The following is a 25115-nucleotide window of genomic DNA, read 5'->3' as shown; positions in this document are numbered from 1 at the left end:
AAACCGCCTGAAGTTAAGGCGGTTTTTTTTATTCCTAGATTCGTTGTCTGGTAGCGACAGATGAGTGCGAAGCTACGGTATTGAATCAAGCTTAGGGGTATGATCAAGCCAGCCTTAGATTTTCTATATGACAAGGAAATACCCATGCATGCAGTGATTAGCGTTCAGCAGTTACAACAGCAGTTCAATGACCCGAAACTGGTGATTATTGATTGCCGGCATGATTTAAGTGATCCACAAGCAGGACGTAATGCCTATCTGGCGTCGCATATTAAGGGGGCCTATTTTTTGCATTTGGATGAAGACCTTGCTGGCGTATTGACTGGCCATAATGGTCGCCATCCATTACCTGACCCTGCGGTATTGGCCAAAAAACTCGGTGCTTTAGGGATTGATGCACAGAGTCATGTCGTTGCCTACGATGCCAGCGGCGGCCCATTTGCTGCACGCTTATGGTTTTTGCTGCGTTGGCTCGGGTTTGAACGTTGCCAAGTACTCGATGGTGGTTGGGCCGCTTGGCTGCAAGCCGAAGGCGCGCTCGCGTCAGGGCCTGCAACAATGCCAGCTCAAAAAGAATTCCTCGTTCAGCTGCAGCCAGATTACATTGTGAATGTCGATGCGGTGTTGGCTAATTTAAGCGTGCCGCAATTTACCGTGATTGATGCGCGTAGTGCCGAGCGTTTTGCCGGGCGCGGCGAAACACTCGATGCTATCGGTGGACATATTCCGGGGGCTAAAAATCGCTTTTTTATGCTGAATTTGGATCAAGGCTACTTTAAATCGAGCGAACAATTACACAATGAATGGCGCGATTTAATGGGCGATATCCCAAGCACAGAATGGGTGCAGCAGTGCGGTAGTGGTGTTACTGCTTGCCATAATTTATTGGCAATGGAATTGGCAGGATTCAAAGGCGGGCGCTTATATGCCGGATCTTGGAGTGAGTGGTGTAGTGATGCCAGTCGCCCAATGGTGTTATCGAGCGAACTGGCATAAGGATTAATTTTTAAAACAAAAACTTAATCAAAATAAAACCGCTACCGACTGACGTAATTGAGCAAACTAAACCGGGCAGCATAAAGCTGTGATTGAGGAGGTATTTGCCGATTTTCGTCGTTCCGGTGCGGTCAAAATTGATCGCAGCGATGACGGTGGGGTAGTTGGGGATAAAGAAATAACCATTCACACTTGGGAACATCGCAATCAAGGCTGGCGTTGGTAACCCTAAAGCAATCCCGAGTGGCAGCATGGCGCGAATCGTTGCCGCTTGCGAGTACAGTAAAATCGACATCCCAAAGAGCGCCACGGCAAATAGCCAAGGCTGCGCAGTCACAATGTCTTTAATTGAGCCAGAGAAGAATGCCAAATTGCCTTGAATAAAGGTATCCCCCATCCAAGCCACACCAAAAATCCCGATCACCGCGGCAGAACCTGCGCGAAACACTGAGCCTTTAATGACTTCTTCTGGGTTCACTTTACTGCAGATCAAAATCAATGCGGCAGCAGAGAGCATGACCATCTCGATGGCTTGTGACATATTGAGTTTGATTGTTTCTCCATCAACCACCCACGATGGACGCAGCTCAGGGAATGAGCCCAGCAAAACCACGCTGACGACGGCAATAAAAAACAGCCACACTGAACGGCGAGCCCCCTTCGGCAATGCGCTTTGTTCGCGGTCTTTTTCTTGCGCAAAATCACCGCGCTCAAGGCGTTCGCGATACACCGGATCCAAATGCAACTCGCACCCTTGGCGGCTGGCCATTAAAGCACCGGCCATCGTGCCGATTAAGGTGGCCGGAATCGCGATTTGCAAAATATCGCCCAAATGAATCCCCGCTGGCGACAATAAGGCCAATAGCGCCACAGTTGCCGCAGAGATTGGGCTGGCAGTAATCGCCGCTTGTGATGCAATCACTGCAATCGACAAAGGTCGTTCAGGGCGAACGCCCGATTCATGCGCGACTTCGGCAATCACCGGCAAAACGGCATACGCCACATGGCCAGTACCGGCAAATAAAGTGAAGCAGTAGGTGACTAAAGGCGCAAAAAAAGTAATTCGCTTAGGATTACGGCGCAGAATTTTCTCGGCAATACGCACCAGAAAATCCATACCACCCGCAGCTTGTAAACAGCCCGCTGTGGTGATGACCGCGATAATCATCAGCATGACATCAATAGGGGCTGAGGTGGGTTGTAAACCAAAGCCAAATACCAAAATCGCCAAGCCTAGGCCGCCCATGACGCCAAGGCCAATTCCGGATATTCGCGCACCGAGTAAGATCGCCGATAAGACGACTAATAATTCAAGAGCAATCAAAACGTTATCCTCAATCAGAAGGGGGGCAATGCTGCCATAAAAGCCTGCGGTTGGCTTTGTTCGGTTCGACTATTTGGAGGGTAAGGGTAATATTTACGCTGACATTAGGCACTTTGCTTTAGCTTAGGAGGGATCACACTGGTTTGCTAACGCCAGCTTACTGTATTAATGAAATTATTACGTTTGAACTGTCTTTTTTATGTCATTTTTAGAAGCTGAGCTGACTTTTTTATAAAAAAACACGCGTCGCTCACTTAATATAAAAACGTGAATCCCACGTAGGAGGCGATCATGTCTGACGAAACCTGGTTTATGTTAGTGCTTTTTGCCGCAACTTTTTTTCCAATTGCCGCTTGGCTACTGCCGTGGAAAAAAAGTGCCTTTCCAAATCAATCTGTGGCGCCAGAATGCGAGCCAAGTCAGCGCGAATGAATTGTTTTGATTTTTTTTGATTGAATTTAATGCTCTAGTGCGACATCTGGTCGTCAAACGGCACCGTCAATAACTCAATAATTAAACAGGGTATTGCCAGCAAGGTGCTTTCAATAAAAGCCAAGCTGGTAATACCCTGATTTTCTAACATACGCTCTAGATTAAAATGGGCTTCAATTTAGCGCTTAGTCAGTTCTTCCCAGACTTTGTTTAAGCGCTTGAGCGAAACTGGATACGGTGTTTTTAATTCTTGCGCAAAAAGGCCAATGCGCAATTCTTCAATCATCCATCTAAATGGCAGTAATTTGGCCGTATCACGTCCTTCTTTTTGCCACTTGCCGATTTCAGCGATATATCTCGCCATTAACTCATTGACCTCGGCACCACGTTGACCGTCTCGCGATGGATTTTGCGCACGTTTTTCTAAGCGTATTTTCATCGCTTTGATATACAGCGGCAAACGTGGCATTTGCTCCCACGGGGTTGCGCTTAAAAATCCCGGATAAATCAGCGTGGCCAATTGGGTTTTAAGCTCATTTTGAATATTGCCACCTTTGGCTAATAAGCCGCTGAGGGCGACAAAGTCAGGAGCAATCTCATTTAGAATCCGCAATACGCCATCTCGCACCGAGGGTAGGCGCACGCGAGCGCGGCTTTTTTGCTCGTTAAATTCTTTCATTTTGCGTGGCGCTTCATCGTCACCGAGAAAAGCGCGATTGCAAATACAAGCAATGACGTCGGTCATCAGCTCGTCGCTATTGCCAAGGCTGCGAAAATGAATCGCCAGTTGATTAAAGTTCGGTAAGCTTTTTGGCAGTTGTTTGAGGTGATCTTTGAGCTCAAATTGCAATAGCCGAATCACGCCGGCGCGGTGGGCTTCATTGGCGGCATGTTCAGTATCAAATAAGCGGATGGCCACGCAGTCTTTGCGACTACCGTCGGCGGCGACTTCTTCGTCGGGCACGAGGCCAGGATAGCCAGTCATGGTCTTACCGTGACGCTTAAAGCTCAGTTTATTTGGCAGGTCACCAAAATCCCATTTGGTGATGCCCGATTTTTCAATGCCGGTGGTTTCATCGGCCGTATCGCGGAAGGTGAGTTGGGCGGCTTCGCCCAATTGGGCGCGAATCGCGATCAAGTCACGGCCTTGGGCGAGTTCTTGCCCCGCATCGTCGATCACCCGGAAGTTCATCCGCAAATGCAGCGGTAAATCATTGGGATTGAGCTCGTCAGCGCTCACGGGTTGCCCCACACCACGTGTAATGCATTGCGCCAGTTGCGGTAATAACGGCTCTTCACGGCTGGCTGTTTCCAGTGCCGTGAGCATTTTGGTGGCAAATTCAGGCACCGGTACACAAAGGCGGCGGATTGATTTGGGGAGTGACTTAATCAATAGCGTGATTTTTTCGCGAATCAGCCCCGGTACCAGCCATTCAAAAGTGGCGTGATTGACGCGATTCAGTAAATGCAAGGGCAGGGTAATGGTCACACCATCAAGAATATGGCCGGGTTCAAAGCGATACCCCAGAGGCAGTTTGACATCATGTAGTCGGAAGAACTCAGGATATTGCTCCTCAGTCACCGCCGCTGCGCTGTGCTGCATTAAATCGTCTTTTTGCAGATACAGCAGTTGCGGATTGAGTTTTTCTGCACCTTTACGCCAAGCTTCAAAGCCTGCGCCATTGACTATGTCTTGTGGAATGCGGCTGTCAAAAAAAGCAAATAAGGCATTTTCATCGACTAAGACGTCTTGGCGGCGCGCTTTGTGCTCGAGCTCTTCAACGTCGAGCAGCATGGCAAAGTTATGCTCAAAAAACTTGGCTTTTGAGTTGTAATTAAAGCGCACTAAGGCTTCGCGAATAAACATCTCGCGCGCTTCAACGGGATTGATGCTCCCGTAGTGTACTTGCCGGCGCGCAACAATCGGTAAGCCATACAGCGTGATACGTAGGGATGCATTTACCTGCGCGCTGTCTTTGCTCCAGTGCGGATCAAAATATTGTTTTTTGATCAGATGCGGCGCGAGTTTTTCTACCCATTCCGGTTCAATCACTGCAACGCAGCGTGCGTACAGCTTGCTGGTTTCCACCAATTCCGCGGCAACAATCCATTTGGGACGGGCTTTTTTTAGGCTAGAGCCGGGAAACACATTAAATTTAAGGCCACGAGCACCAAGGTATTCGTCGTTTTCCGGTTGTTTAAAGCCCAAGTTGCCAAGCAAACCAGTAATTAAAGCTTTATGAATTTGCTCAAATGTCGCAGGCTTTTCGTTCAGGCGAAACGGTGCGCTGCGGCTGCGCGAATCGGCAGCTTCATCGCTAATCACCATATCGGACAACTGTTTGTGTAGCTCGCGCCATTCACGTAAGCGCAGGTAGGACAAGAACGAGCGGTGACAATCTTGTACTAATTGGCGGTTGGTGGTTTTGTCGGCCAGTAGTTTTTCAAAGAAATCCCACAAACGCAGATAGGATAAAAAGTCGGATTTTTCTTCATTAAACTTGGCATGCGCTTGATCGGCTGCAGCGCGCGCATCATACGGACGCTCGCGTGGATCTTGCAGCGACAGGCCCGAGGTAATAATCAGCATTTCTTTGAGACAACCCTCATCACGCCCTGCCAGCAGCATGCGGCCAACGCGTGGGTCTACCGGTAGGCGGGACAATTGTCGGCCAATATCAGTGAGGGTATCACTCTCGGTAACAGCGCCTAGTTCGCGTAGCTGTTGATACCCATCAGAGATGAGTTTGCTCGACGGCGCTTCTAAAAATGGAAACTGATCGACATTGCCCAGTTTAAGCGCGGCCATGCGCAAAATAACGCCAGCTAAACTGGAGCGGGTAATTTCTGGGTCGGTAAATTCCGAACGCAGCAAAAAATCTTGTTCAGAATACAAGCGCACGCAAATACCGCTGGCGACGCGCCCGCATCGACCAGCGCGCTGGCGAGCTGACGCTTGTGAGATTTTTTCGATCAGTAATTGTTCGACTTTGGCGCGTGGGCTATAGCGGTTAATTCGCGCTTGGCCACTGTCGATTACATAGCGGATGCCGGGTACTGTGAGGGACGTCTCGGCCACATTGGTCGCCAGCACGATACGTCGGCCAGTGCTGCTGGGGCGAAAGATCCGCTGCTGGTCTTCATTGGAGAGTCGGGCAAATAGCGGCAAAATTTCAGCATCACGCAGCTTGGCTTTGCGTAATTCTTCGGCTGTTTCGCGGATTTCGCGCTCGCCGGGTAAAAACACCAGCACATCGCCGCTACCGTCTTTACGCCACAAATCATCCACCGCTTGAGCGATGGCTTCTTCCATTTCGATTTCTTGGTCGTCTTCATCGGTGCTGCCCAGTGCTTTGTAGCGCACTTCGACCGGGAAGGTGCGACCTGAGACTTCGAGTACCGGCGCATTGTTAAAATGCTGGCTAAAGCGATCCGAGTCAATGGTCGCCGAGGTGACGATGACTTTGAGGTCTGGGCGGCGCGGGAGTAATTGTTTGAGGTAGCCGAGCAGGAAATCAATATTTAAGCTGCGTTCGTGCGCCTCATCGATGATGATAGTGTCGTATTGATTGAGGTAGCGATCAGACAACGTTTCGGCAAGCAAAATCCCATCGGTCATCAATTTGATGTACGACGATGGTGAACTTTTATCAGTAAAGCGCACTTTATAGCCGACGATGCTGCCGGTTTCGCTATGCAGCTCTTGCGCGATACGGCTGGCCACCGAGCGCGCTGCAAGGCGACGTGGTTGAGTGTGACCAATCAGTCCACGGACACCACGGCCCAGTTCAAGGCAAATTTTCGGTAATTGGGTGGTTTTACCCGAGCCGGTTTCGCCGCAAATAATCACTACTTGATGCTTGGCAATCGCTGCTTTAATTTCATCGCGCCGCTGATTGACGGGCAGACTGTCGTCGTATTCAGGTTTGGGTAGGCTTTCTCGGCGAAGCTGGGCCTTGGCGAGAGATCTCTCGATTCCGGCTGTCAGCTCGGCCAGTTGCGGCGCGAAATCTTGCTGCTTTTTCTGCCGATCACCACATTGCTGGAGTTGGCGAGAAAGCGTGGGGTAGTCATTGGATAGACAGTCAGCGATGTGTGCGCGTAGGGCGCGAAAATCCAGATTCATTGCAGCGAGGCTTAAAAGGCACTAAAGCAGCAATTTTAGCATGTTGCTCGCTGATTCTAGGGTCTGTTGACGTTTAGTTTGCCAACCGCGTTTGCGCGGATTTTGGCCTGAGGCAAGGCACGAAGCGCGTAGCGTAGTCATTCTACGCCAGCGCTTTGTAACGCAGCATCAGGCCAAAAGCCGCCAAACCCAAAGCGCTCCAGCGCGGCGGGAAACCAAACGTCAACAGACCCTAGCTAGAAGGCTTAATGCAGCGTAATTAAGTGGGTATTTTGATTGCCACGATCCACTTTATACAGCTCGCAATGAATGGCTTCGCCTTGCGGGGTTTTTAGGTGCGTGAGATTGGCGTATTTATTTTCACCCATCGCCAGTTGGCTAATGCACTCACCAATGATTTGATCTGCACTTAGGCCAAGACGGGTGCAGGCGGCAACATTGGCAAATTGAATGATTTCGTTTTCAACCAATAAGAAAGGCTGAGGCAATACGTCGGCCATAGCGCGCACCAGATGGCTGGTGCCGACTTGAGCTTGTTCGGATTCTTTCAGATGCGTGATGTCGATGGCAATGGTCAAAATATAAATTTGCCCTTCACGCTCCAGCGGAATTTTGGTGAGGTCAAACCAATGCGTGCGCCCATTATGTAGTGTGCAGTGATCTTCTAGTCGCACAGTATTGCCATATTGCAATACATCCTCGTCGCCAGCAGTTAGGATGGAGGTATCTTCGTCTAGGCCCATATGCGATTGGACTAGCAGCTCATGCCCGAGTAAGGATTGCGTTGCTTGATTGACCAATAAAAACCGGCGGTGCTTGTCTCGAACAAAAATTAGACTAGGATTGGCATCTAAAATTTGTTGAGTAAAGCGTTGTTGTTGAAAAAGCGCAGCTTCAATCGCTTTGGTGGTGGAGATGTCACGAATAATCACCACGCAACTGCGCGAAGTGAGCGGGGCTAAGCGCGCTTCAAAAGTGATTTCGGTATTGTCTAACTGATACTCAAAACGTTGTGCGGTTTGGGTGTTTTGAATCTTAATTAAACATTCTAAAAATTGGCGTGAAACACGCGCAGGAAACAAGATGGCCAGCTTGCTTTGCGCTACGCCGTCGGGGTGATTGTCGTTAAGCGCTTGGTTTTGTGCGGTGACACGACGACTGGCATAGTCGATGGTCCAAATTAAGTCAGGTAAAGCGGCGAGTGTATCTGTGGCTTGAGCTGGAGGAACAATCGTGCTGTGTTGACTAATTGCTGGGGCTTTTTCTGGCTTGGGTTTTGAAATAATTAGTGCGGTGATCAGTGTGGCTAAAATTAACACCAAATTAATGCCAATCAACACTTGGCTTGATGTGGTCTGGCTTTGCGCCGCAAAAGTCATTATCAAAATAAACAGACTCATGCTGATGGCGATATAAATGAGCAAGCGTACGGGCCCAATTTGACTGCGTGCTTTGAGTTTTGACGTAGACGGATTTGGGGTCATAAGCAATGAGCACATGCCATTTGAATGGATAGAATGGCTGCAATCTTAACGTGATTGCTATGTCTTGAATATGAAATTTTAAGTAAATACGAGGAGAAACAACAGGATGCTGGATGGGATTTGGCGGAGTGGACGGGACTCGAACCCGCGACCCCCGGCGTGACAGGCCGGTATTCTAACCAACTGAACTACCACTCCGCAGTGGTACTAACTAAACTTGTCTTTGCCGAGTGTTTCAAGTTGCTAATCTACGCCGCCTTGAACTACCACTCCGCAGTGGTAAAGATAAACTGATCTGCATAATAAATTGTTTAACAGGCTAGTCGACACTGTTGAAAACAACTTAATAGAAACTGGTGGGTCGTGACGGGGTCGAACCGCCGACATCCTGCTTGTAAGGCAGGCGCTCTACCAACTGAGCTAACGACCCATTTTGAAACTAGTGGCGGAGTGGACGGGACTCGAACCCGCGACCCCCGGCGTGACAGGCCGGTATTCTAACCAACTGAACTACCACTCCGCAGTGGTATTAATATACTACGCTGCATCAAAACAATTCAATGACCTAATCTACGCCGCTTGAACTGACTATCCGCAGTGGTATTGCACTACAAAAGTTTTTAGCTATTTAAAGCAAAAACTAAAAACTGGTGGGTCGTGACGGGGTCGAACCGCCGACATCCTGCTTGTAAGGCAGGCGCTCTACCAACTGAGCTAACGACCCATTTTGAAACTAGTGGCGGAGTGGACGGGACTCGAACCCGCGACCCCCGGCGTGACAGGCCGGTATTCTAACCAACTGAACTACCACTCCGCAGTGGTATTAATATGCTACGCTGCATCAACACAATTCAAAGAGCTAATCTACGCCGCTTGAACTGACTATCCGCAGTGGTATTGCACTACAAAAGTTTTTAGCTATTAAAAGCAAAAACTAAAAAACTGGTGGGTCGTGACGGGGTCGAACCGCCGACATCCTGCTTGTAAGGCAGGCGCTCTACCAACTGAGCTAACGACCCCTCGTTCGAGAGAGGCCGAATTAAATCATTTTCAGATTCGGTCGTCAACCACTTTTGTAATTAAAAATCGTTGGCTAAGTGCGATTTTATGGTTGTTTTGTTAGAAAGTGTTTATGAATCAGTTGATTAAATCGTGTTAAAAAAATTTAAAAAAGTATCAAAAAAATGGTTTTAATCTAGAAAAATGGTATTGGCATTGGACGAAGGTTCGTTTGGGTTTTCGCGGTGTTGGGGGTTTGTGGTGATTTATTGGCGGTTTGCTTGGCTTGGAGAAGGGTGTCGACTTTTTGCCGTGGTCTGATATTCGGTGCTTTGCATTTAATGAAGTGGGCTTTAAGCTGCAATAGTGACTTTAGCTGCCGTTTGACGATAAGAGCGTAAATATGAAAATTGGCCTGCGTGAGCAAGATCAGCGCGTTGCTTTACGAATGCAAGTGTGCTGCAAAGTTAAAATTCGTCCTTTGGGTTTGGGCTTGCCTTTTTATGGCGATTGTATTGATTTGAGTGTAACTGGAATGACAATACAAACAATGTACGTGCCACGCCCAGATGAGGAGTTTGATATTTTCATTATGCCGGTGCAGGCGTTTGATTTACGCAATGAGCCATTTTCTGCTCGAGTTCGTGTTAAACGTAGTCATCGCGTTGCCGCATTGCAGTTATATGAATTGGGTTTGGAGATTATTCAGGTCTACCAATAAGCTTTATTCAACTTGACCCTTACTGCTGCATTTGATTTACATGGCGATTCAATTGCAGCAGTTTGACCCCTTCTCGTAGTACACTACCAGCCTGTCAAGCGTGCTGCTTACGCTTTGTTGCCCTTGTTTTTCTCGAATCTCAAATGAAACTAATTGCTTTAAAGATTGATGTCGATAATTTATCGGCCATGGAACGAGGCTTGCCTCGATTGCAGCAAATTTTAACTGAGCATGCGTGTGGTGCGACTTTTTTTTGGTCTTTAGGGGTAGAAAAGAACGGTCGTTTTTTACTCCCAGGCAGTCGCTTAAGGCGAGTCTCCGGTTCAAGTATGCTGGCGTTGAAGCACCGCTTTGGTGTTAAGGCCTTATGTCGGGGGGCTTTATGGCCAGCCCCATCACTCACGAAAACTGCAGCGTTGGCACGGCAAGACTTGGATTCGTTTGAGCATGCTTTGCGACCACTACGCAATGATGTTTGGCAAAACGAGATTAGATCACTGCCTGCAGAGATGACTGCTGAGCATTTAAAACAGGCCTATGCGCAGTTTACTCAAAGCATGAAAGGTGAGCCTGTCGCGTTTTCAGCCAAGGGCTGGCAGGCCAATAAGGCCGTGTATCGCTTTGAACAGATGATGGGCTGGCGCTTTGCTAGCGATACCCGTGGAAGCCATCCATTTTGGCCGGTGGTCAATGCTGAAACATCGCGCTGCTTACAACTTCCAGTTACTTTGCCGATGCTAGAAGAATTGCCAAGCCATGAGCGGGTTGAGTCGATTTTGTCACAAACGCAAAACGAAAGCCCTTGGGGACATGTATATAACGCTGCGGCTGATTTTGATGGCATTCAGGCTGCGGATGATTTTATGCGTTTGCTCAAAGGTTGGATTGAGCAAGGATATCAGGTGGTGGCGTTGGGCGATTTATACCAACAGCTTGATCAAGCATTGATTCCTTATCATGAAGTGGATTATCAGCCCTGTATTGGTCGCTATGGTGTGTTGGCGACGCAGGGCGCGAGATATCCAAAATAAATAATGCCGCAGGGCGGCATTATTTGGTTTAGAAAGTCGAGTTGAGCTTAGCCATCAGCGGTGATTTTTAATGCTAATTCACGCAATGCTTCATCGACTTTATTGTTTTCGATTTGGCAGGTGCCGGCATTTTCATGACCGCCGCCGCCGTATTCAAGCATCAGCTCGCCAATATTGGTTTGTGAAGAACGATTGATAATTGACTTGCCGGTGGCAAAAACGGTGTTTTGTTTTTGCAGGCCCCACATCACATGAATTGAAACATTGCATTGTGGGTAAAGTGCATAGATCATAAAACGATTGGTGGCGTAAATGGTTTCTTCTTCACGCAAATCAAGCACCACTAAATTGTCATAAATTCGGCTACAGCGCTGAATTTGCTCTTTGGCGAGTGGGGCGTGCTCCATATATAGCTCAACGCGTTCGACGACGTCTGGCAATGTAAGAATGTCTGAAATACCATGATGACGGCAGTATTTGATCAAATCCATCATTAATTGGTAGTTAGATATCCGAAAGCTTCGAAAGCGCCCCAGTCCAGTTCGCGCATCCATTAGATAATTGAGTAGCACCCAATTCTTTGGATTTAAAATCTCATCACGGCTAAATTCAGCTGAGTCGGCTTTATCCACCGCTTGCATCATTTCGTCACTGATGTCAGTAAATCGATTCTTGCCACCGTAGTAATCAAACACGACTCGCGCTGCTGATGGAGCTTTGGCATCAATAATATGATTGTTAAGTTGGCCATCGTTGCGAAGTGTTTCTGAAAAATGGTGATCAAAAGCTAAATGAGCTGCAGCAACATAGGGCAAATTGGTGGTGATGTCCCGATTGGTGATCGGGACTTTGCCATCTTGCATGTCTTTAGGATGAACAAACAAAATATCGTCAATCATCTCAAGTTCATTGAGTAGTACAGCACAAACCAGACCATCAAAGTCACTGCGGGTTACTAAACGAAATTTTTCATCAGCCATGAGTAAGCTCCTGCGTTGGTGCATTTACTTTAGTTTGTTTTTTCTTTGTTTGCAGCTTTCACAACACTCATCGCAGTAGCAACCATGCCTGCAACATCAGCAGCATTGCTAGGCAGGAGCATCGTATTGCTGGTTTTGGCGATATTGCCAAATGCAGATACATATTGTTCGGCCACTTTTAAGTTAATGGCTTCTAGTCCGCCGGGGGATTCGATGGCTTTGGCGACGACCGAAACGGCTTCTGCTGTTGCATGCGCAACCAAGCGTAGCGCTTCAGCTTCACCTGAGGCGCGATTGATTTGTGCTTGACGCTCGCCTTCTGATTGATTGATATTGGCTTGCATATCACCTTGTGATTTTTGAATTGCAGCTTCTCTTTGTCCTGTAGCTAAGTTAATTTGTTCTTGTTTAACGCCTTCGGATTGGGCGATACGGGCGCGTTTTTCACGTTCTGCAGTAATTTGCTGTTGCATCGAATGCAAAATAGCTTGTGGCGGAGTCAGATCTTTGATTTCGTAACGGAGTACTTTGACCCCCCAACTCGTGGCAGCTTCATCTAGAGCCGCGACAACGGTGCGATTAATGTCGTCACGCTCTTCAAAGGTTTTATCCATTTCAAGCTTGCCGATGACCGAGCGCAGGGTCGTTTGCGCTAGCTGACTGATTGCCATTACAAAGTCTGACGTGCCGTAGGATGCCATTTTTGGGTCAACAACTTGAAAGTATAAAATGCCATCAACTTGAAGTTGTGTGTTGTCACGAGTAATACAAACTTGGCTGGGAATATCCAGTGGGATTTCTTTGAGGGAATGTTTATAGGCGACACGATCTACAAAAGGAATGACAAAATTTAACCCAGGGGCAAGTACTGCATGAAATCGGCCTAATCGTTCAATGATGAGGGCTGTTTGTTGCGGCACGATTTTGAATGTTTTGGCGATAAAAATAATAACGGCAATGAGCAGAATTAACGTGAATTGAAATGGCATAACGTTTCCCTTGGCTGATTAAAGTGGCTTCTTATTTGATATTTCTAGTGTTGCGCCGTGTTGTGCTGTGATGTACCAATGGTCATCATGGCCGCGTTGGCAATCATGAGCGAGAACGGCATCCCATTGGCTGCCTCGGTAGCGAACACGGGCATGATTTTCATCTTGCCAAGTTTCAATGCTGACGCGTTGGCCAATTTCATCATGGATATCATTGACGTCGTTTTGTAAGTGAGTCAGCTTCCAGTGGCGAATAAAAAATGCGCTCACTAATGCAAAGAGTGCGCTCGTGACTATTTGCAATGTAAGGGCTTAGCCGTTCCACCTCAATTATCGTTTTAATTCAGGCATGCTGCGCTTTTGATTTTTGGGAGCGCAGCATGGGACGGTGGATTGATGCTTTGCAATGGGTGCAACGTTGGCAGGCTAGCGGTTTAACTCAAGCCGAGTTTGTCCGAGTGCACCAGCTTAAACGCACTACTTTTTCCAGTTGGCTGCGCCGTAGCCGCCTCGAATCTGCCGACGCATCTTCAGCTGCAATCACCGAACCGCAGATCGCCCCGAAACCATCGGCGTCAAGCATCGTGCCCGCACAATGGCCCGCACCCGTTGCGGCGCAGTTGCAGTTGAATTTCCCCTCCGGCGTGACCCTGACTTTGCCAGCGGCGACCGATCCGGCTTGGGTCGCAGCTTTATTGCGCGCTTTGACATGATGCCGCCACTCACTTCGCTGCAATTGGTCGTCGAACCGGTCGATATGCGCCTTGGTATCGAGGGTTTGTCGGCCAAGATTCATGCCCGTTTGCAGCGTTCCCCCATCGAAGGTGTGGCGTATGCGTTTCGCAATCAGCGCAGTAATCGCTTGAAGGTGTTGCTGTGGGATCGCACCGGTGTGTGGTTGGCACAGCGGCGTTTGCATCAAGGTCGGTTTGTTTGGCCGCAAGCGGGCGATGTGATCTTTACGCTGGATGCGGCGCAGTGGCAATGGTTGGTGAGTGGGGTCGATTGGCAACGACTCGCGCCGCCACCGCTACCAGAATACGCCTACTAATTCACGATGAGGATGGATAAAATAGTTGTCGCAGTATTGCGCTATACAGCATGTAATATATAATTCTTATGGCAATACCCTGTAAAATCAACACATGGATCTCGCTCAAGAACTCGCCAATTTAGACCTACCCGCCGCAGTCCGCGCGGCGATTTTGGCGCAGTCGGTACTCCTTGCTCAGCATACTGAATTAGTCACTCAGCAAGATCAACAACTCAAACAATACGTCTCCGACATCCAAAATAAAACGCAAACCATCGAAGCGCTAACGATGGAATTGGCCTATCTGCGCCGCATGCGTTATGGCGCTAAGACCGAAGTGATGAATCGCGAGCAGCGAGATTTGTTTGAAGAAGCCCTCGATGCCGATATGGCGGCGCTGGAAGCCAAACTCGCCGCCGAGCAAGCCAACAACACCCCCGAGGTCAGCGATAAAAAGCCGCGCATTCGTGCAGGTCGCCAAGCCTTACCGGCGCATTTGCCGCGTACCGATATGGTTCACGAGCCTGAATCATGCAGTTGCGGCCAATGTGGTCAGGGTTTAGTTAAAGTCGGCGAAGACATTAGCGAGCAACTGCATGTGCAACCGGCGGTGTTTAGCGTGTTGCGCCACATTCGCCCGCAATACGCTTGCCGCAGCTGTCAAACGATGAGCGCCGCGCCGATTCCGCCGGCGATCATCAATGGCGGTTTACCCACTGCGGCCACTTTGGCGTGGGTGATGGTCAGCAAATACATTGATCATTTACCGCTGTATCGGCTACGGCAAATCGCCGAACGCAGCGGCGTGCCGTTAGCAGAAAGCACGCTGGCCAGTTGGGTCGGCACAGTCGGCTGGTGGTTGCAGCCGTTGGCGGATCGATTGCGTGAACGATTGAAAGGCGAAACGGTGCTGCATGCCGATGAAACGCCAGTCAAACAGCTTGATCCGGGCAAAGGCAAAACCAAAACCGCGTATTTATGGGGGTATCGCAACACGCCTTTGAGTGGCAGTGCGCCGATCATTTTGTTCGACTACCAAGGCGGTCGCTCGGGTCAACACGTCCGCGATTTCTTGGCCGATTGGCAAGGTCAATTGATGGTCGATGACTATGGCGGCTACAAAGCGCTGTTCAAAACCGGCGTGATTGAGCTGGGCTGCTGGGCGCACGCACGGCGCAAATTCTTCGAATTGCATCAAGCCAACGGCAGCCCGATTGCCGCAGAGGCGCTGCGCCGTATTGGCGAACTGTATGCACTAGAAGCGCAGGCCAAAGATTTAAACCCCGAACAACGCCGAGCGCTACGGCAGCAACAAGCGCAACCTAAACTGCTCGAATTCAAAATTTGGCTGGATGAAACCGGTAGCAAAGTTGCGCCCAATAGCGCACTCGCTAAAGCGATCATTTACAGCCAACGGCGTTGGACGGCGCTTGAACGCTACGCCCAAAGCGGCATTGCGCCAATCGATAACAATCCGGTCGAAAACAGCATTCGGCCGATTGCGATTGGCAAAAAGAACTGGTTATTTGCGGGGAGCGAGCGCGCCGGTCAACGCGCTGCCGCAATTCAAACGCTACTGGGCACCGCCAAACTCAACGACCTAGACCCGATGGCCTGGCTCACCGACACCCTAGAAAAGCTCCCCACTTGGCCGAACAGCCGCATCGACGAATTATTACCGCTAAGAGCGCTAGCAGAAACTTAAGCGTCAAGGCGGTGGAGCGGCTGAGCGCTTACTTTGCAATGGCAGGGGTAATTGGAAGGCAGCAGCCGCGGCGCCAGCAAGAAAACCAATTGCGATGGCGATCATATAAAAAGTACTTGAGAATATTTCGAGAATACAGAGTACTACAGCTAGTGTAAGCCATATGCTGGTCGAGCTCATGAACGGTGCCAGATAGGGATGGTTGAGCCTACAGAGTAGCGGAGCTTGGAGTAAGGTGCAAAAAAAGCGCACGTAAACGTGCGCTTTTGTGTAATTCCTTAATTAATTCAGGCGCTCAGTAGCTCACGACCACCAAGGTAAGGGCGAAGCACTGCAGGTACGGTAATTGATCCATCTGCATTTTGGTAGTTTTCAAGTACGGCGACTAAAGTGCGACCGACTGCCAGACCAGAGCCATTTAAGGTATGGACTAGTTCATTTTTGCCTTGCTCATTTTTAAAGCGTGTTTGCATGCGGCGAGCTTGAAATGCGCCCATATTTGAGCAGCTTGAGATTTCTCTAAAGGTATTTTGTGCAGGCAGCCAAACCTCTAAATCATAGGTTTTTTGGCTGCTAAAGCCCATATCTCCAGTGCAAAGTAATACTTTTCTGTAGGGTAGTTCGAGTAGTTGCAAGATTTTTTCTGCATGACCTACGAGTTCTTCAAGGGCATCATCAGAATGATCTGGATGAACAATTTGTACCATTTCTACTTTGTCAAATTGGTGCTGGCGAATCAAACCACGGACGTCACGGCCGTAAGAGCCAGCCTCTGAGCGAAAGCAAGGCGAGTGGGCGGTCAGTTTAATTGGTAGCTGCTCAGCTTTGAGCATATCGCCAGCGACGGTATTGGTTAAGGTAATCTCAGAGGTTGAGATCAGGTATTGGTCTACATTGCCGTCTTCATCACCACCGCGAGTGACTTTGAACATGTCCTCGGCAAATTTTGGGAGTTGACCCGTGCCAAAGAGCGCCGAATCGTTAACGATGTAGGGCGTGTACATTTCTTCGTAACCATGTTCATTGCTGTGCGTATTTAGCATGAATTGCGCGAGGGCGCGATGAAGTTTAGCAACTGAGCCACGAAGCAAACTAAAGCGACTACCAGATAATTTTGCGCCGGTTTCGAAATCGAGGCCCAATGGTGCACCTAAATCAACATGGTCTTTAATTTCGAAATTAAATGCGCGCGGCGTTCCCCAGCGACTCACTTCAACATTGTCGGTTTCATCTTTACCGGCGGGAACTGATTCATTGGGCAAGTTTGGAATCAATTGTAGTAATGTATTGAGTTGTTCAGCGAGTTGGGCGAAGGCCGACTCTGCTGCTTTTAGCTCGTCACCCAGACTCGCGACTTCTGCCATGATGATGCTGACGTCTTCACCTTTGGCTTTGGCCGCACCAATTTGCTTGGATGAGGCGTTGCGTTTGGCTTGCAAATCTTGCATTTGAGTTTGCAAGACTTTTCGCTCATCTTCTAGTTTTTGGAATGTGGCCGCGTCAAGTACGAACTTTCGTTCAGCTAAGCGAGCGGTGACTGCGGCGAGGTCGGTTCGTAAAAGTTGGATGTCGAGCATTTTATTTATCACTGAAATAGGGTTAGCTGATTTTACACCAAGGCATGCTTGGCTCGAAGCCTATTGCGTGATTTTGCTATATTTACGGTGTTTGGCTGTGTGTGCGATATATGTATTGATTATTTGTTATGCAATAAAAAAGCGGCGCCAGATTGTTACTGATGCCGCTTTGATTGTTATATGACGATTCAATGTGTTGAGAGGGGGTTAGCCTCGGCGACTTGATTCAAATAGAAACCAAGTACGCCGTTCTGCTTGATCAATCCATTCTTCGAGCATGCTAGCGGTAGCGGTATCGTTGTATTCATCACAAACGCTATGTGCTTCTCGCATGCGAGCGACTAGATTTTTACTGTCGTCACAAAGTTCGGCAAGCATATCCAGTGGTTGTACATATTCAGCATCGTTATCTAGAACGCGCTGAGTACGTGCAATATGCCCGATCGAAGTGAGTGTACGTCCGCCAACTTTTCGTACGCGCTCAGCAATTGGATCAGTCATTGCATAGAGTTCGTCACCTTGCTCGTCGAGCATTAGATGGCAATCACGAAAGTGTGGTCCACTTACATGCCAATGAAAATTTTTGGTTTTTAAATAAAGTGCAAAAACATCGGCCAAGATTAAGTTCATGGCCGCTGTGATGTCGCGGGTGGCATCTGCGCCAAGATCGGTCGGAGTTGCTAATGGCGCTACTAGTGCGCGTTCACCATTGCGTTCAGCTGTGCTCATAATATTTACCTTCCACTTTCATTTTTAGAAAAGTACTGACGCAAAATTTACGAATGAATCAGTACAAAGGATATAAAACGGCAAAACAATTTACAGTTCAGTACTTACACGTATTGAAATTTACAGCAGCGGACCCGTAGTTACTAGGCAACAATTAACAAGATCTAGGTCTTGTTTTCTAATGCTTGCATTTGCTTTTGTTGTTCAAAATTGAATGCACTACTTTATTGTTTCTTGCCTATTTCTAGAATGTTTTATGTGCAAATAAATATAGCCATGAATAGACGTTAAGCAAGTTTGAACAGAGTGAATGGGCCAATCTATGTATCGGATGGTTTTTTTGCGGTCCTATTTTGTTCTAACCAGATTGCATCAAGCTCAGCAAGATGCGCCATCTTGGTGCTTATTTTTTGTTCTAGGCCTCGCGGGCTAGGCTGATAAAATTGTATTTTTTCAAGGCCATCAGGTAGATAGGTTTCGCCTGCAGCATAGGCTTCATCTTCGTCATGTGCGTAGCGATATTCGTGGCCATGTCCTAGCTTTGCCATTAATGGGGTTGGTGCATTACGCAAGTGCAAAGGTACTTCGCGAGACTTGTCTTGCTTGACGAGTGACTTTGCTGCTTTGAAGGCGAGATAGCCTGCGTTGGATTTTGGTGCAACTGCTAAATAGATGACCGCCTGAGCGAGGGCTAATTCACCTTCTGGCGAGCCCAATCTTTCATATGTTGTGGCAGCATCGTTGGCAATTTGCATTGCACGAGGGTCGGCAAGTCCGATGTCTTCCCAAGCCATGCGTACAATCCGGCGCGCTAAGTATTTTGCATCTGCTCCACCGTCGAGCATTCGGCTTAGCCAGTAGAGTGCGCCATCAGGGTTAGAGCCCCTTACCGATTTATGTAAGGCTGAAATCTGATCATAAAAATGATCGCCGTTTTTATCGAAACGACGGCTGCCTATGCTAAGCACTTCGCTTAAAAATGCTGCGTCTATGTCTGTTCTGTTACAGGTGTGAGCGGCTTGGCTGGCTTGTTCAAATAAATTAAGTAAGCGTCGTCCATCGCCATCAGCAAGGTCAACTAGAACGGGAAGTGCATCTGCGCTGAGCGTGAGTGCGGGAGTAAGGTGTGATTGGGCTCTTTCTATGAGTTGCGTTAGTTCATGTGCATTGAGCGGATTTAAAACATAAACTTGGGCGCGAGAAAGTAATGCCGCATTGACTTCAAATGAGGGGTTTTCAGTTGTCGCACCAATGAAAGTGATCAGCCCCGACTCAACAAACGGTAAAAATGCATCTTGCTGCGATTTATTAAAGCGATGCACTTCGTCAACAAACAAAATAGTTTGACGGTTGATTTTCTGATTTCGTTCAGCTTCGTCCATTGCTAGGCGAATGTCTTTTACACCAGAAAAAACAGCAGAGAGTGCAATGAGTTCGCAATCGAAGGCGTCGGCCAATAAACGAGCCAAGGTGGTTTTTCCGACCCCAGGTGGCCCCCAAAAAATCATTGAGTGCGCTTTTCCTCCAGCGAGAGCAAGGGCAAGGGGTTTGCCTGGTGCGAGTAAGTGCTGTTGCCCAACAATGGCGTCAATTGACTTGGGGCGCAATATTTCAGCAAGGGGTTGTATCGGTTTGCGGGTAAAAAGATCACTCACGAATGATATCGCTCCCGTTGGGTGGGATGAAATTAAACTGTTTGCTATCTATCGCTTGGTTTCGAATGATTTGCTTGAGCTGTATTTTAGTGGTTTGACCAAAATGATCATCTAATTCTAATAGATTGAGATTGTTGTCGCTAAAGCCAATCCGAATTCGAGCAAAACTACTGTCATTTTGCTTAGGGATTAATTCAATCCAATCTAGTCCCGCACGGCTAGGTAAATTTTTGATATTGAAATTGGTTTCCAGTTTGTTGTCGCCTGCCAAAATTGCAGCAGGACTTGCCTCAAGGGCTTTGCTCACTGGTTTTATCGTTACTTGTGCTAAGTCGGCATCGTAGAGCCAAACTTGTTTACCATCGCTGATGATTTCTTGTGGATAGGGCTTTTCGTAGATCCAGCGAAACTTGCCTGGACGCAGTAAGCTAAGTTGCCCACTTGAGGTTTGGGTTTTATTGTTTTTAGAGATTACTTCTTGAGTAAAGCGAGCGTTTAGTGACATTGTACCGCTGAGGTATTGTTGTATTTTTGATACGTTATCAGCAAAAGCCGGTTTAGATGTAAGGAATAGAGTGATTATTCCCACTAAAACGAGCTGAAGTAGTTTGTTCATTATCGAATCGCTTATCCGTTTGAATAATAAAAAAGCCCCGCCGAGGCGGGGCTTAGTATTGTTGAATGCTAATTACTTAACAACAACTTGAGTGCCAGTGATTTCAACAACAACGCGACGATCTGGTGCCAAGCACTCGATCAATTTAGCGCGATTTTTTTGTTGGCAAGTGTCGCCAGTTACTGGATCAGCTTTACCTTTACCGATTGCAGTTACTTTGTCTGCTGGAGCGCCTTTGCTCAAGAGGTAGTCACGTACAGTGTTTGCACGTTTTTCAGATAGAACCATGTTGTATTTGTCTGAACCGATGCGGTCAGTGTAACCAACTACAGTCGCAGTACCATCTTTAGGATCCATTGCTTGAACTTCAGTAAACAGCGCATCCAATGCATCTTTACCAGCTGGTTTCAACGTAGATTTGTTGAAATCAAACAAGTAATCCGCTTTCAATTCGAAAGTTTTAGTTGTTTTAACTGGAGCTGGAACAACTGGAGCAACAGCAGCTTTAGGTGCAACTGGAGCCACGTAACCTTGGCAACCTTTAACACTCTTAGCTGCTTCTGCAGTCCAAGAGCCAGTTTGTACACAAGTACCATCAGAAATCTTTACAGCGCCTTCTGGGTTTGCTTCAGAAACGTTGGTGCTATTAGTTACGTAGATTTCAGTAGCAGCTTGAGCGCCAGCGGCAGCAAATGCAGCAACGATAGCGAATGATGTCAGAGTTTGCTTGATTGTCAGCATGTGGATTCCCCGTTTATAAATCAAAAATGAATGTAACTTACTATTGGTTATAGTAAACCATAATACTGTACCAGTACCTATTCTACTGTCTTAGGTAATTTTGACGCAAATAAAATGCTTGCGGTGGCGCAATCTTAAAGATTTTGTAATATTGCACAATGTAATACTGCATCATTTACGCAAAAATTGGATCAGAGGCATCCACGTGGTAAACTTGATGTTAACTATAGAATAGTTAAACGTGACTAGTCAGTGTTTATTTGTAACCAAGTTTCCAAAAGACAGTTAAAATTTCGCCACACTGAATTCAGATTTAGTGTTGGCTTTGATAGTCCCTACGTTTTTCACTAACCGGCCTTATCAATGCACGAACAATTCAGCTTTGCCAAAGAAACGATCCCCGTCAGCCTCGAAGAGGAAATGCGCCATTCCTATCTCGATTACGCCATGAGCGTTATCGTAGGACGAGCGCTGCCTGATGTACGCGATGGTTTAAAACCCGTTCACCGTCGTATTTTATTTGCGATGCACGAAAGTAGTAATGTGTGGAATCGCCCTTACGTTAAATGTGCTCGCGTGATTGGTGATGTGTTGGGTAAATATCACCCACATGGCGATTTTGCTGCCTATGAAGCATTGGTGCGGATGGCGCAAGGCTTCTCCTTGCGCTACACCTTGATCGATGGTCAGGGTAACTTCGGTTCGATTGATGGAGACCGCGCGGCGGCCTATCGATATACCGAATGTCGTTTGCAAAAAATATCAAGTGAACTTTTGGCCGATATCGATAAAGAAACCGTCGATTTCACGCCAAACTATGATGAAAAAGAACTTGAACCAACCGTTCTTCCTACGCGTATTCCTAATTTATTAGTGAATGGCTCGTCAGGGATTGCGGTGGGTATGGCGACCAATATTCCGCCGCACAATATCAATGAAGTAATCGATGCCAGTCTGGCCTTGCTCGATAATAGCGAGCTAACGATTGATGAGTTGATTGATTACATTCCAGCGCCAGACTTCCCAACTGCCGGTATTATTTACGGTATTCACGGCGTGCGTGAAGGCTATCGCACTGGCCGTGGCCGCGTCGTGATGCGTGCTCGGACCCATTTTGAAGAATGCGGTAAAAATGGTGATCGTCAAGCCATTATCGTCGATGAGCTACCGTACCAAGTCAATAAAGCGCGTCTATTAGAACGTATCGCCGAATTGGTTCGCGAAAAAACCATCGAAGGTATTTCTGACCTACGTGACGAGTCAGACAAATCGGGTATGCGAGTAGCGATTGAGCTCAAACGCGGTGAAATGGCCGATGTGGTGCTTAATAACCTCTACAAACACACCCAGCTGCAAGATAGCTTTGGTATCAATATGGTGGCGCTGGTTGATGGTCAGCCGCGGTTATTGAACTTAAAGCAAGTTTTAGAGTGCTTCTTAAAGCATCGCCGTGAAGTGGTGACTCGCCGTACCGTATTTGAACTGCGTAAAGCGCGTGATCGTGGTCATGTGCTTGAAGGTTTGGCGGTTGCATTGTCCAATGTGGACGAAATCATCGCGATGATTAAAGCCGCGCCAACGCCAGCGGAAGCCAAAACTGGCTTGATGAGCCGCGTTTGGAAATCGGGCTTAGTCGGTGAAATGCTGGCACGTGCTGATGCCAATGCATCACGCCCAGAAGGCCTACTCGAATGCTTCGGTTTGTCTGATGACGGTTACCGTCTTTCTGATGTGCAAGCGCAAGCGATTTTGGAGCTGCGTTTACAGCGTTTAACTGGGCTTGAGCAAGACAAAATCATTTCTGAATATAAAGAAGTGGTTGAAAAAATCCTTGATTTACTCGATATCTTGGCGCGCTCAGAGCGTGTGACTGAAATCATTCGCAATGAAATGCTGGAAGTTAAAGCCAATTATGGCGATGCCCGTCGCTCAGAAATTATCGCGCATGGCGAAGATATCTGTTTGGAAGACTTAATTACCCCGCAAGACATGGTGGTGACGCTGACGCATGGTGGCTATATGAAAGCCACTGCGGTAGATGAATATCGCTCACAAAAACGCGGTGGTCGTGGCAAGCAAGCGGCAGCAACCAAAGACGATGATTTTATTGACAGTCTATTTGTTGCCAACACGCATGATTACATCTTGTGCTTTAGCTCACGCGGTCGCGTGTATTGGCTCAAAGTCTATGAATTGCCACAAGGTGGTCGTACCAGCCGTGGCAAGCCGATTGTGAACCTGTTGCCACTAGAAGAGGGCGAAAAAATCAACGCCATCTTGCCAGTTAAAGAGTTCGTAGAAGATCAATATATCTTTATGGCAACGGCTGACGGTACGGTGAAGAAAACCTCATTGGCTGACTTCTCTCGTCCGAAACGTAATGGCATTATTGCTATCAACCTGGATGAAGGTAACTACTTGGTTGGTGTGGCGCTTACGCACGGTGAAGATCAAGTGATGTTGTTCTCTGATGCCGGTAAATCGGTGCGCTTTGCCGAGGGTGATGTTCGCGCCATGGGCCGAACTGCCGCTGGTGTGCGTGGGATGCGATTGGCTGAAGGACAAAAAGTCATTTCGCTCTTAGTCGCTAATTCAGACGAGCAGATGGTGTTGACGGCCAGTGATGGTGGTTATGGTAAACGCACTCCGGTGGGCGACTTCCGTCATACCAGCCGAGGTACGCAAGGCGTGATTGCGATGGACTTGACCGACAAAACCGGCTTGAAACTGGTTGCCGCAAGTCTGGTTGAAGAATCGGATGACGTCATGTTAATCACCACGGGTGGCGTATTGATCCGCACTAAGGTCAATCAAATTCGTGAAACGGGCCGCTCGGCACAAGGCGTTCGTTTGATTAATCTGGATGAAGGTGAGCATTTATCTGGCTTAGAAAAAGTCGCCGAAGTGGATGAACCAGAAGGTGATGAATCTGAGTTGATTGAAGAGGGTGCTGACGCAATAGAAGGTATTGCAGCAGATGCTGCAGTGGCACCAACCGACGTAGTCGATATTGATCCAGCAACCCCTAGCGAATAAAGGCCAGCGATGAACGGACTGTGGTTACCTGTTGCAGTACCTGAGTTTTTTGACCAAGTTGCGCCATGGTTTATGGCGTTACCGCATTGCAAAACATTAGGCTTGGAATTGGTTACCGCAGGACGCGGTAAAGTAACGCTGAAATTGCCATTTAAAGACACGCTGATCGGCAACCCCGAAACGCGCGTTTTGCATGGCGGCGTGGTCACTTCTTTGATTGATACCGCCAGTGGCATTTCGCTATATACCTTGCTCGATCAACCAGAGGCTGCAGCAACGCTCGATTTACGTATCGATTACCTGCGGCCAGCTAAGCCCGACTTACCGCTGTATTGCACTGCAGAATGCTATCGCCTGACTGAGTCGATTGCATTCATGCGGGCAACGGCGTATCAGGCCGACCCTGATAAGCCGATTGCGCATTCAGTGTCTACTTTTGCGCGGATGGCAATCACCAAGGAGTCTGCATAATGGCTGAGGGTATTGCTTGCTTCGATAGTCTAAATAAAGCCTTGGATCAAATACCCTATGCCAAATTGCTAGGGATTCAAGCCATTGAAAAAAATGGACAGCCTGAGTTTTATCTTCCCTTTGTTGAACACAATATCGGCAATGTGCTTTTACCTGCCATTCATGGCGGTGTCATCGGTGGCTTTTTAGAAAACGCCGCCGTACTTCATTTAATGTGGGCGCAAGAAAGCGATGGCATTCCCCGCGTTATCGACTTTTCGATTGATTATTTGCGTTCGGCCAAAGCACTGGATTTACACGCGCGTTGCGAAATTGTTCGCCAAGGCAAGCGGGTGGCCAATGTATTAATGACCGCATGGCAAGAGGATGAATCCAAACCTGTCGCCACGGCGCGGGCGCATTTCTTGTTGAGCTAATCGGCTAACACTCACCACGAGTCTTTTCAAAGTTCAGCGCAAAATATCTTGGTG

General features: G+C 48.0%; 21 protein-coding genes and 6 tRNA genes. 10 read left to right on the top strand and 17 right to left on the bottom strand.

Going from position 1 to position 25115, the window contains the following annotated elements; genetic code table 11:
* Positions 1 to 144: 144 nt before the first annotated feature.
* A complete protein-coding gene (locus K4H25_RS12910) occupies positions 145 to 996 on the top strand; it encodes a sulfurtransferase (protein ID WP_221020879.1) in 852 nt (283 codons plus the stop codon).
* A 10-nt stretch (positions 997 to 1006) separates the two neighbouring features.
* Here the strand turns inward: K4H25_RS12910 and K4H25_RS12905 are convergent, their stop codons facing one another.
* Positions 1007 to 2320: an anaerobic C4-dicarboxylate transporter family protein gene (locus K4H25_RS12905; RefSeq protein WP_221020878.1), complete on the bottom strand. Its 1314-nt coding sequence runs from the start codon at positions 2318 to 2320 to the stop codon at positions 1007 to 1009.
* Positions 2321 to 2611: 291 nt separating this feature from the next.
* Here K4H25_RS12905 and K4H25_RS12900 point away from each other — a divergent pair, with 291 nt between their 5' ends.
* Positions 2612 to 2752: a hypothetical protein gene (locus K4H25_RS12900; RefSeq protein WP_221020877.1), complete on the top strand. Its 141-nt coding sequence runs from the start codon at positions 2612 to 2614 to the stop codon at positions 2750 to 2752.
* A gap of 178 nt (positions 2753 to 2930) precedes the next feature.
* On the opposite strand, the gene hrpA is transcribed toward K4H25_RS12900, so the two are convergent.
* From hrpA to K4H25_RS12860, 8 genes are all read right to left on the bottom strand, one after another.
* The gene (gene hrpA / locus K4H25_RS12895; protein WP_221020876.1) at positions 2931 to 6878 is read right to left on the bottom strand and encodes an ATP-dependent RNA helicase HrpA; all 3948 of its coding nucleotides are present in this window, start codon (positions 6876 to 6878) and stop codon (positions 2931 to 2933) included.
* A gap of 245 nt (positions 6879 to 7123) precedes the next feature.
* Positions 7124 to 8362 carry a PAS domain-containing protein gene (locus tag K4H25_RS12890; protein WP_221020875.1) on the bottom strand — a complete coding sequence of 413 codons (1239 nt, stop codon included), beginning with the start codon at positions 8360 to 8362 and terminating at the stop codon, positions 7124 to 7126.
* A 121-nt stretch (positions 8363 to 8483) separates the two neighbouring features.
* Positions 8484 to 8560, bottom strand: a tRNA-Asp gene (locus K4H25_RS12885).
* 156 nt (positions 8561 to 8716) lie between these two features.
* Positions 8717 to 8792 (bottom strand) — tRNA-Val (locus tag K4H25_RS12880).
* Between the two features lie 13 nt (positions 8793 to 8805).
* Positions 8806 to 8882 (bottom strand) — tRNA-Asp (locus K4H25_RS12875).
* Positions 8883 to 9010: 128 nt separating this feature from the next.
* Positions 9011 to 9086: transfer RNA gene (locus tag K4H25_RS12870), tRNA-Val, on the bottom strand.
* Between the two features lie 13 nt (positions 9087 to 9099).
* Positions 9100 to 9176, bottom strand: a tRNA-Asp gene (locus K4H25_RS12865).
* Positions 9177 to 9305: 129 nt separating this feature from the next.
* A tRNA-Val gene (locus K4H25_RS12860) sits at positions 9306 to 9381 on the bottom strand.
* A gap of 383 nt (positions 9382 to 9764) precedes the next feature.
* Between K4H25_RS12860 and K4H25_RS12855 the strand changes: the two genes are divergently transcribed.
* Both K4H25_RS12855 and K4H25_RS12850 read left to right on the top strand, forming a co-directional pair.
* Entirely contained in the window at positions 9765 to 10082 is a 318-nt protein-coding gene (locus K4H25_RS12855) for a PilZ domain-containing protein (protein ID WP_221020874.1), read from the top strand.
* Between the two features lie 143 nt (positions 10083 to 10225).
* Positions 10226 to 11113: a polysaccharide deacetylase family protein gene (locus K4H25_RS12850; protein ID WP_221020873.1), complete on the top strand. Its 888-nt coding sequence runs from the start codon at positions 10226 to 10228 to the stop codon at positions 11111 to 11113.
* 47 nt (positions 11114 to 11160) lie between these two features.
* Here K4H25_RS12850 and K4H25_RS12845 read toward each other — a convergent pair whose 3' ends face one another.
* The 3 genes from K4H25_RS12845 to K4H25_RS17200 are packed head-to-tail and all read right to left on the bottom strand — an operon-like array spanning position 11161 to position 13288.
* Positions 11161 to 12093, bottom strand: coding sequence for an exopolyphosphatase (locus K4H25_RS12845; RefSeq protein WP_221020872.1), 933 nt, complete (start codon positions 12091 to 12093; stop codon positions 11161 to 11163).
* Between the two features lie 29 nt (positions 12094 to 12122).
* Positions 12123 to 13082 (bottom strand): SPFH domain-containing protein, encoded by a 960-nt coding sequence (locus K4H25_RS12840; RefSeq protein ID WP_173531912.1) that lies wholly within the window; start codon positions 13080 to 13082, stop codon positions 12123 to 12125.
* A 44-nt stretch (positions 13083 to 13126) separates the two neighbouring features.
* A complete protein-coding gene (locus K4H25_RS17200) occupies positions 13127 to 13288 on the bottom strand; it encodes a hypothetical protein (RefSeq protein ID WP_255587636.1) in 162 nt (53 codons plus the stop codon).
* A gap of 174 nt (positions 13289 to 13462) precedes the next feature.
* Between K4H25_RS17200 and tnpA the strand changes: the two genes are divergently transcribed.
* The 3 genes from tnpA to tnpC all read left to right on the top strand — a co-directional run bounded on the left by tnpA (position 13463) and on the right by tnpC (position 15820).
* Entirely contained in the window at positions 13463 to 13795 is a 333-nt protein-coding gene (gene tnpA / locus K4H25_RS12830; RefSeq protein ID WP_221020870.1) for an IS66 family insertion sequence element accessory protein TnpA, read from the top strand.
* Positions 13792 to 14133 carry an IS66 family insertion sequence element accessory protein TnpB gene (gene tnpB / locus K4H25_RS12825; protein WP_221020869.1) on the top strand — a complete coding sequence of 114 codons (342 nt, stop codon included), beginning with the start codon at positions 13792 to 13794 and terminating at the stop codon, positions 14131 to 14133. Before tnpA ends, tnpB begins: the two co-directional genes overlap by 4 nt.
* A 94-nt stretch (positions 14134 to 14227) precedes the next feature.
* A complete protein-coding gene (gene tnpC, locus K4H25_RS12820; RefSeq protein WP_221020868.1) occupies positions 14228 to 15820 on the top strand; it encodes an IS66 family transposase in 1593 nt (530 codons plus the stop codon).
* Between the two features lie 287 nt (positions 15821 to 16107).
* On the opposite strand, the gene serS is transcribed toward tnpC, so the two are convergent.
* The 5 genes from serS to K4H25_RS12795 all read right to left on the bottom strand — a co-directional run bounded on the left by serS (position 16108) and on the right by K4H25_RS12795 (position 21138).
* A complete protein-coding gene (gene serS / locus K4H25_RS12815) occupies positions 16108 to 17397 on the bottom strand; it encodes a serine--tRNA ligase (RefSeq protein WP_221020867.1) in 1290 nt (429 codons plus the stop codon).
* Positions 17398 to 17604: 207 nt separating this feature from the next.
* Positions 17605 to 18126 (bottom strand): Dps family protein, encoded by a 522-nt coding sequence (locus K4H25_RS12810; RefSeq protein WP_173531909.1) that lies wholly within the window; start codon positions 18124 to 18126, stop codon positions 17605 to 17607.
* Between the two features lie 320 nt (positions 18127 to 18446).
* Positions 18447 to 19781 (bottom strand): replication-associated recombination protein A, encoded by a 1335-nt coding sequence (locus tag K4H25_RS12805; protein ID WP_221020866.1) that lies wholly within the window; start codon positions 19779 to 19781, stop codon positions 18447 to 18449.
* A complete protein-coding gene (gene lolA / locus K4H25_RS12800) occupies positions 19774 to 20397 on the bottom strand; it encodes an outer membrane lipoprotein periplasmic chaperone LolA (protein WP_221020865.1) in 624 nt (207 codons plus the stop codon). Before lolA ends, K4H25_RS12805 begins: the two co-directional genes overlap by 8 nt.
* A 72-nt stretch (positions 20398 to 20469) precedes the next feature.
* Positions 20470 to 21138 (bottom strand): OmpA family protein, encoded by a 669-nt coding sequence (locus K4H25_RS12795; protein WP_221020864.1) that lies wholly within the window; start codon positions 21136 to 21138, stop codon positions 20470 to 20472.
* A gap of 363 nt (positions 21139 to 21501) precedes the next feature.
* Between K4H25_RS12795 and gyrA the strand changes: the two genes are divergently transcribed.
* From gyrA to K4H25_RS12780, 3 genes are read left to right on the top strand one after another with little or no spacing between them, the layout of a single operon-like run.
* Positions 21502 to 24174, top strand: coding sequence for a DNA gyrase subunit A (gyrA, locus tag K4H25_RS12790; RefSeq protein WP_221020863.1), 2673 nt, complete (start codon positions 21502 to 21504; stop codon positions 24172 to 24174).
* Positions 24175 to 24183: 9 nt separating this feature from the next.
* The gene (locus K4H25_RS12785) at positions 24184 to 24645 is read left to right on the top strand and encodes a PaaI family thioesterase (protein ID WP_173531904.1); all 462 of its coding nucleotides are present in this window, start codon (positions 24184 to 24186) and stop codon (positions 24643 to 24645) included.
* Positions 24645 to 25061, top strand: coding sequence for a PaaI family thioesterase (locus tag K4H25_RS12780; RefSeq protein ID WP_221020862.1), 417 nt, complete (start codon positions 24645 to 24647; stop codon positions 25059 to 25061). Before K4H25_RS12785 ends, K4H25_RS12780 begins: the two co-directional genes overlap by 1 nt.
* Positions 25062 to 25115 lie beyond the last annotated feature (54 nt).

Origin of the sequence: Deefgea piscis, assembly GCF_019665785.1 — a bacterium.
GTDB lineage: Bacteria > Pseudomonadota > Gammaproteobacteria > Burkholderiales > Chitinibacteraceae > Deefgea.
This window is presented reverse-complemented; position numbering and strand designations above follow the sequence as displayed.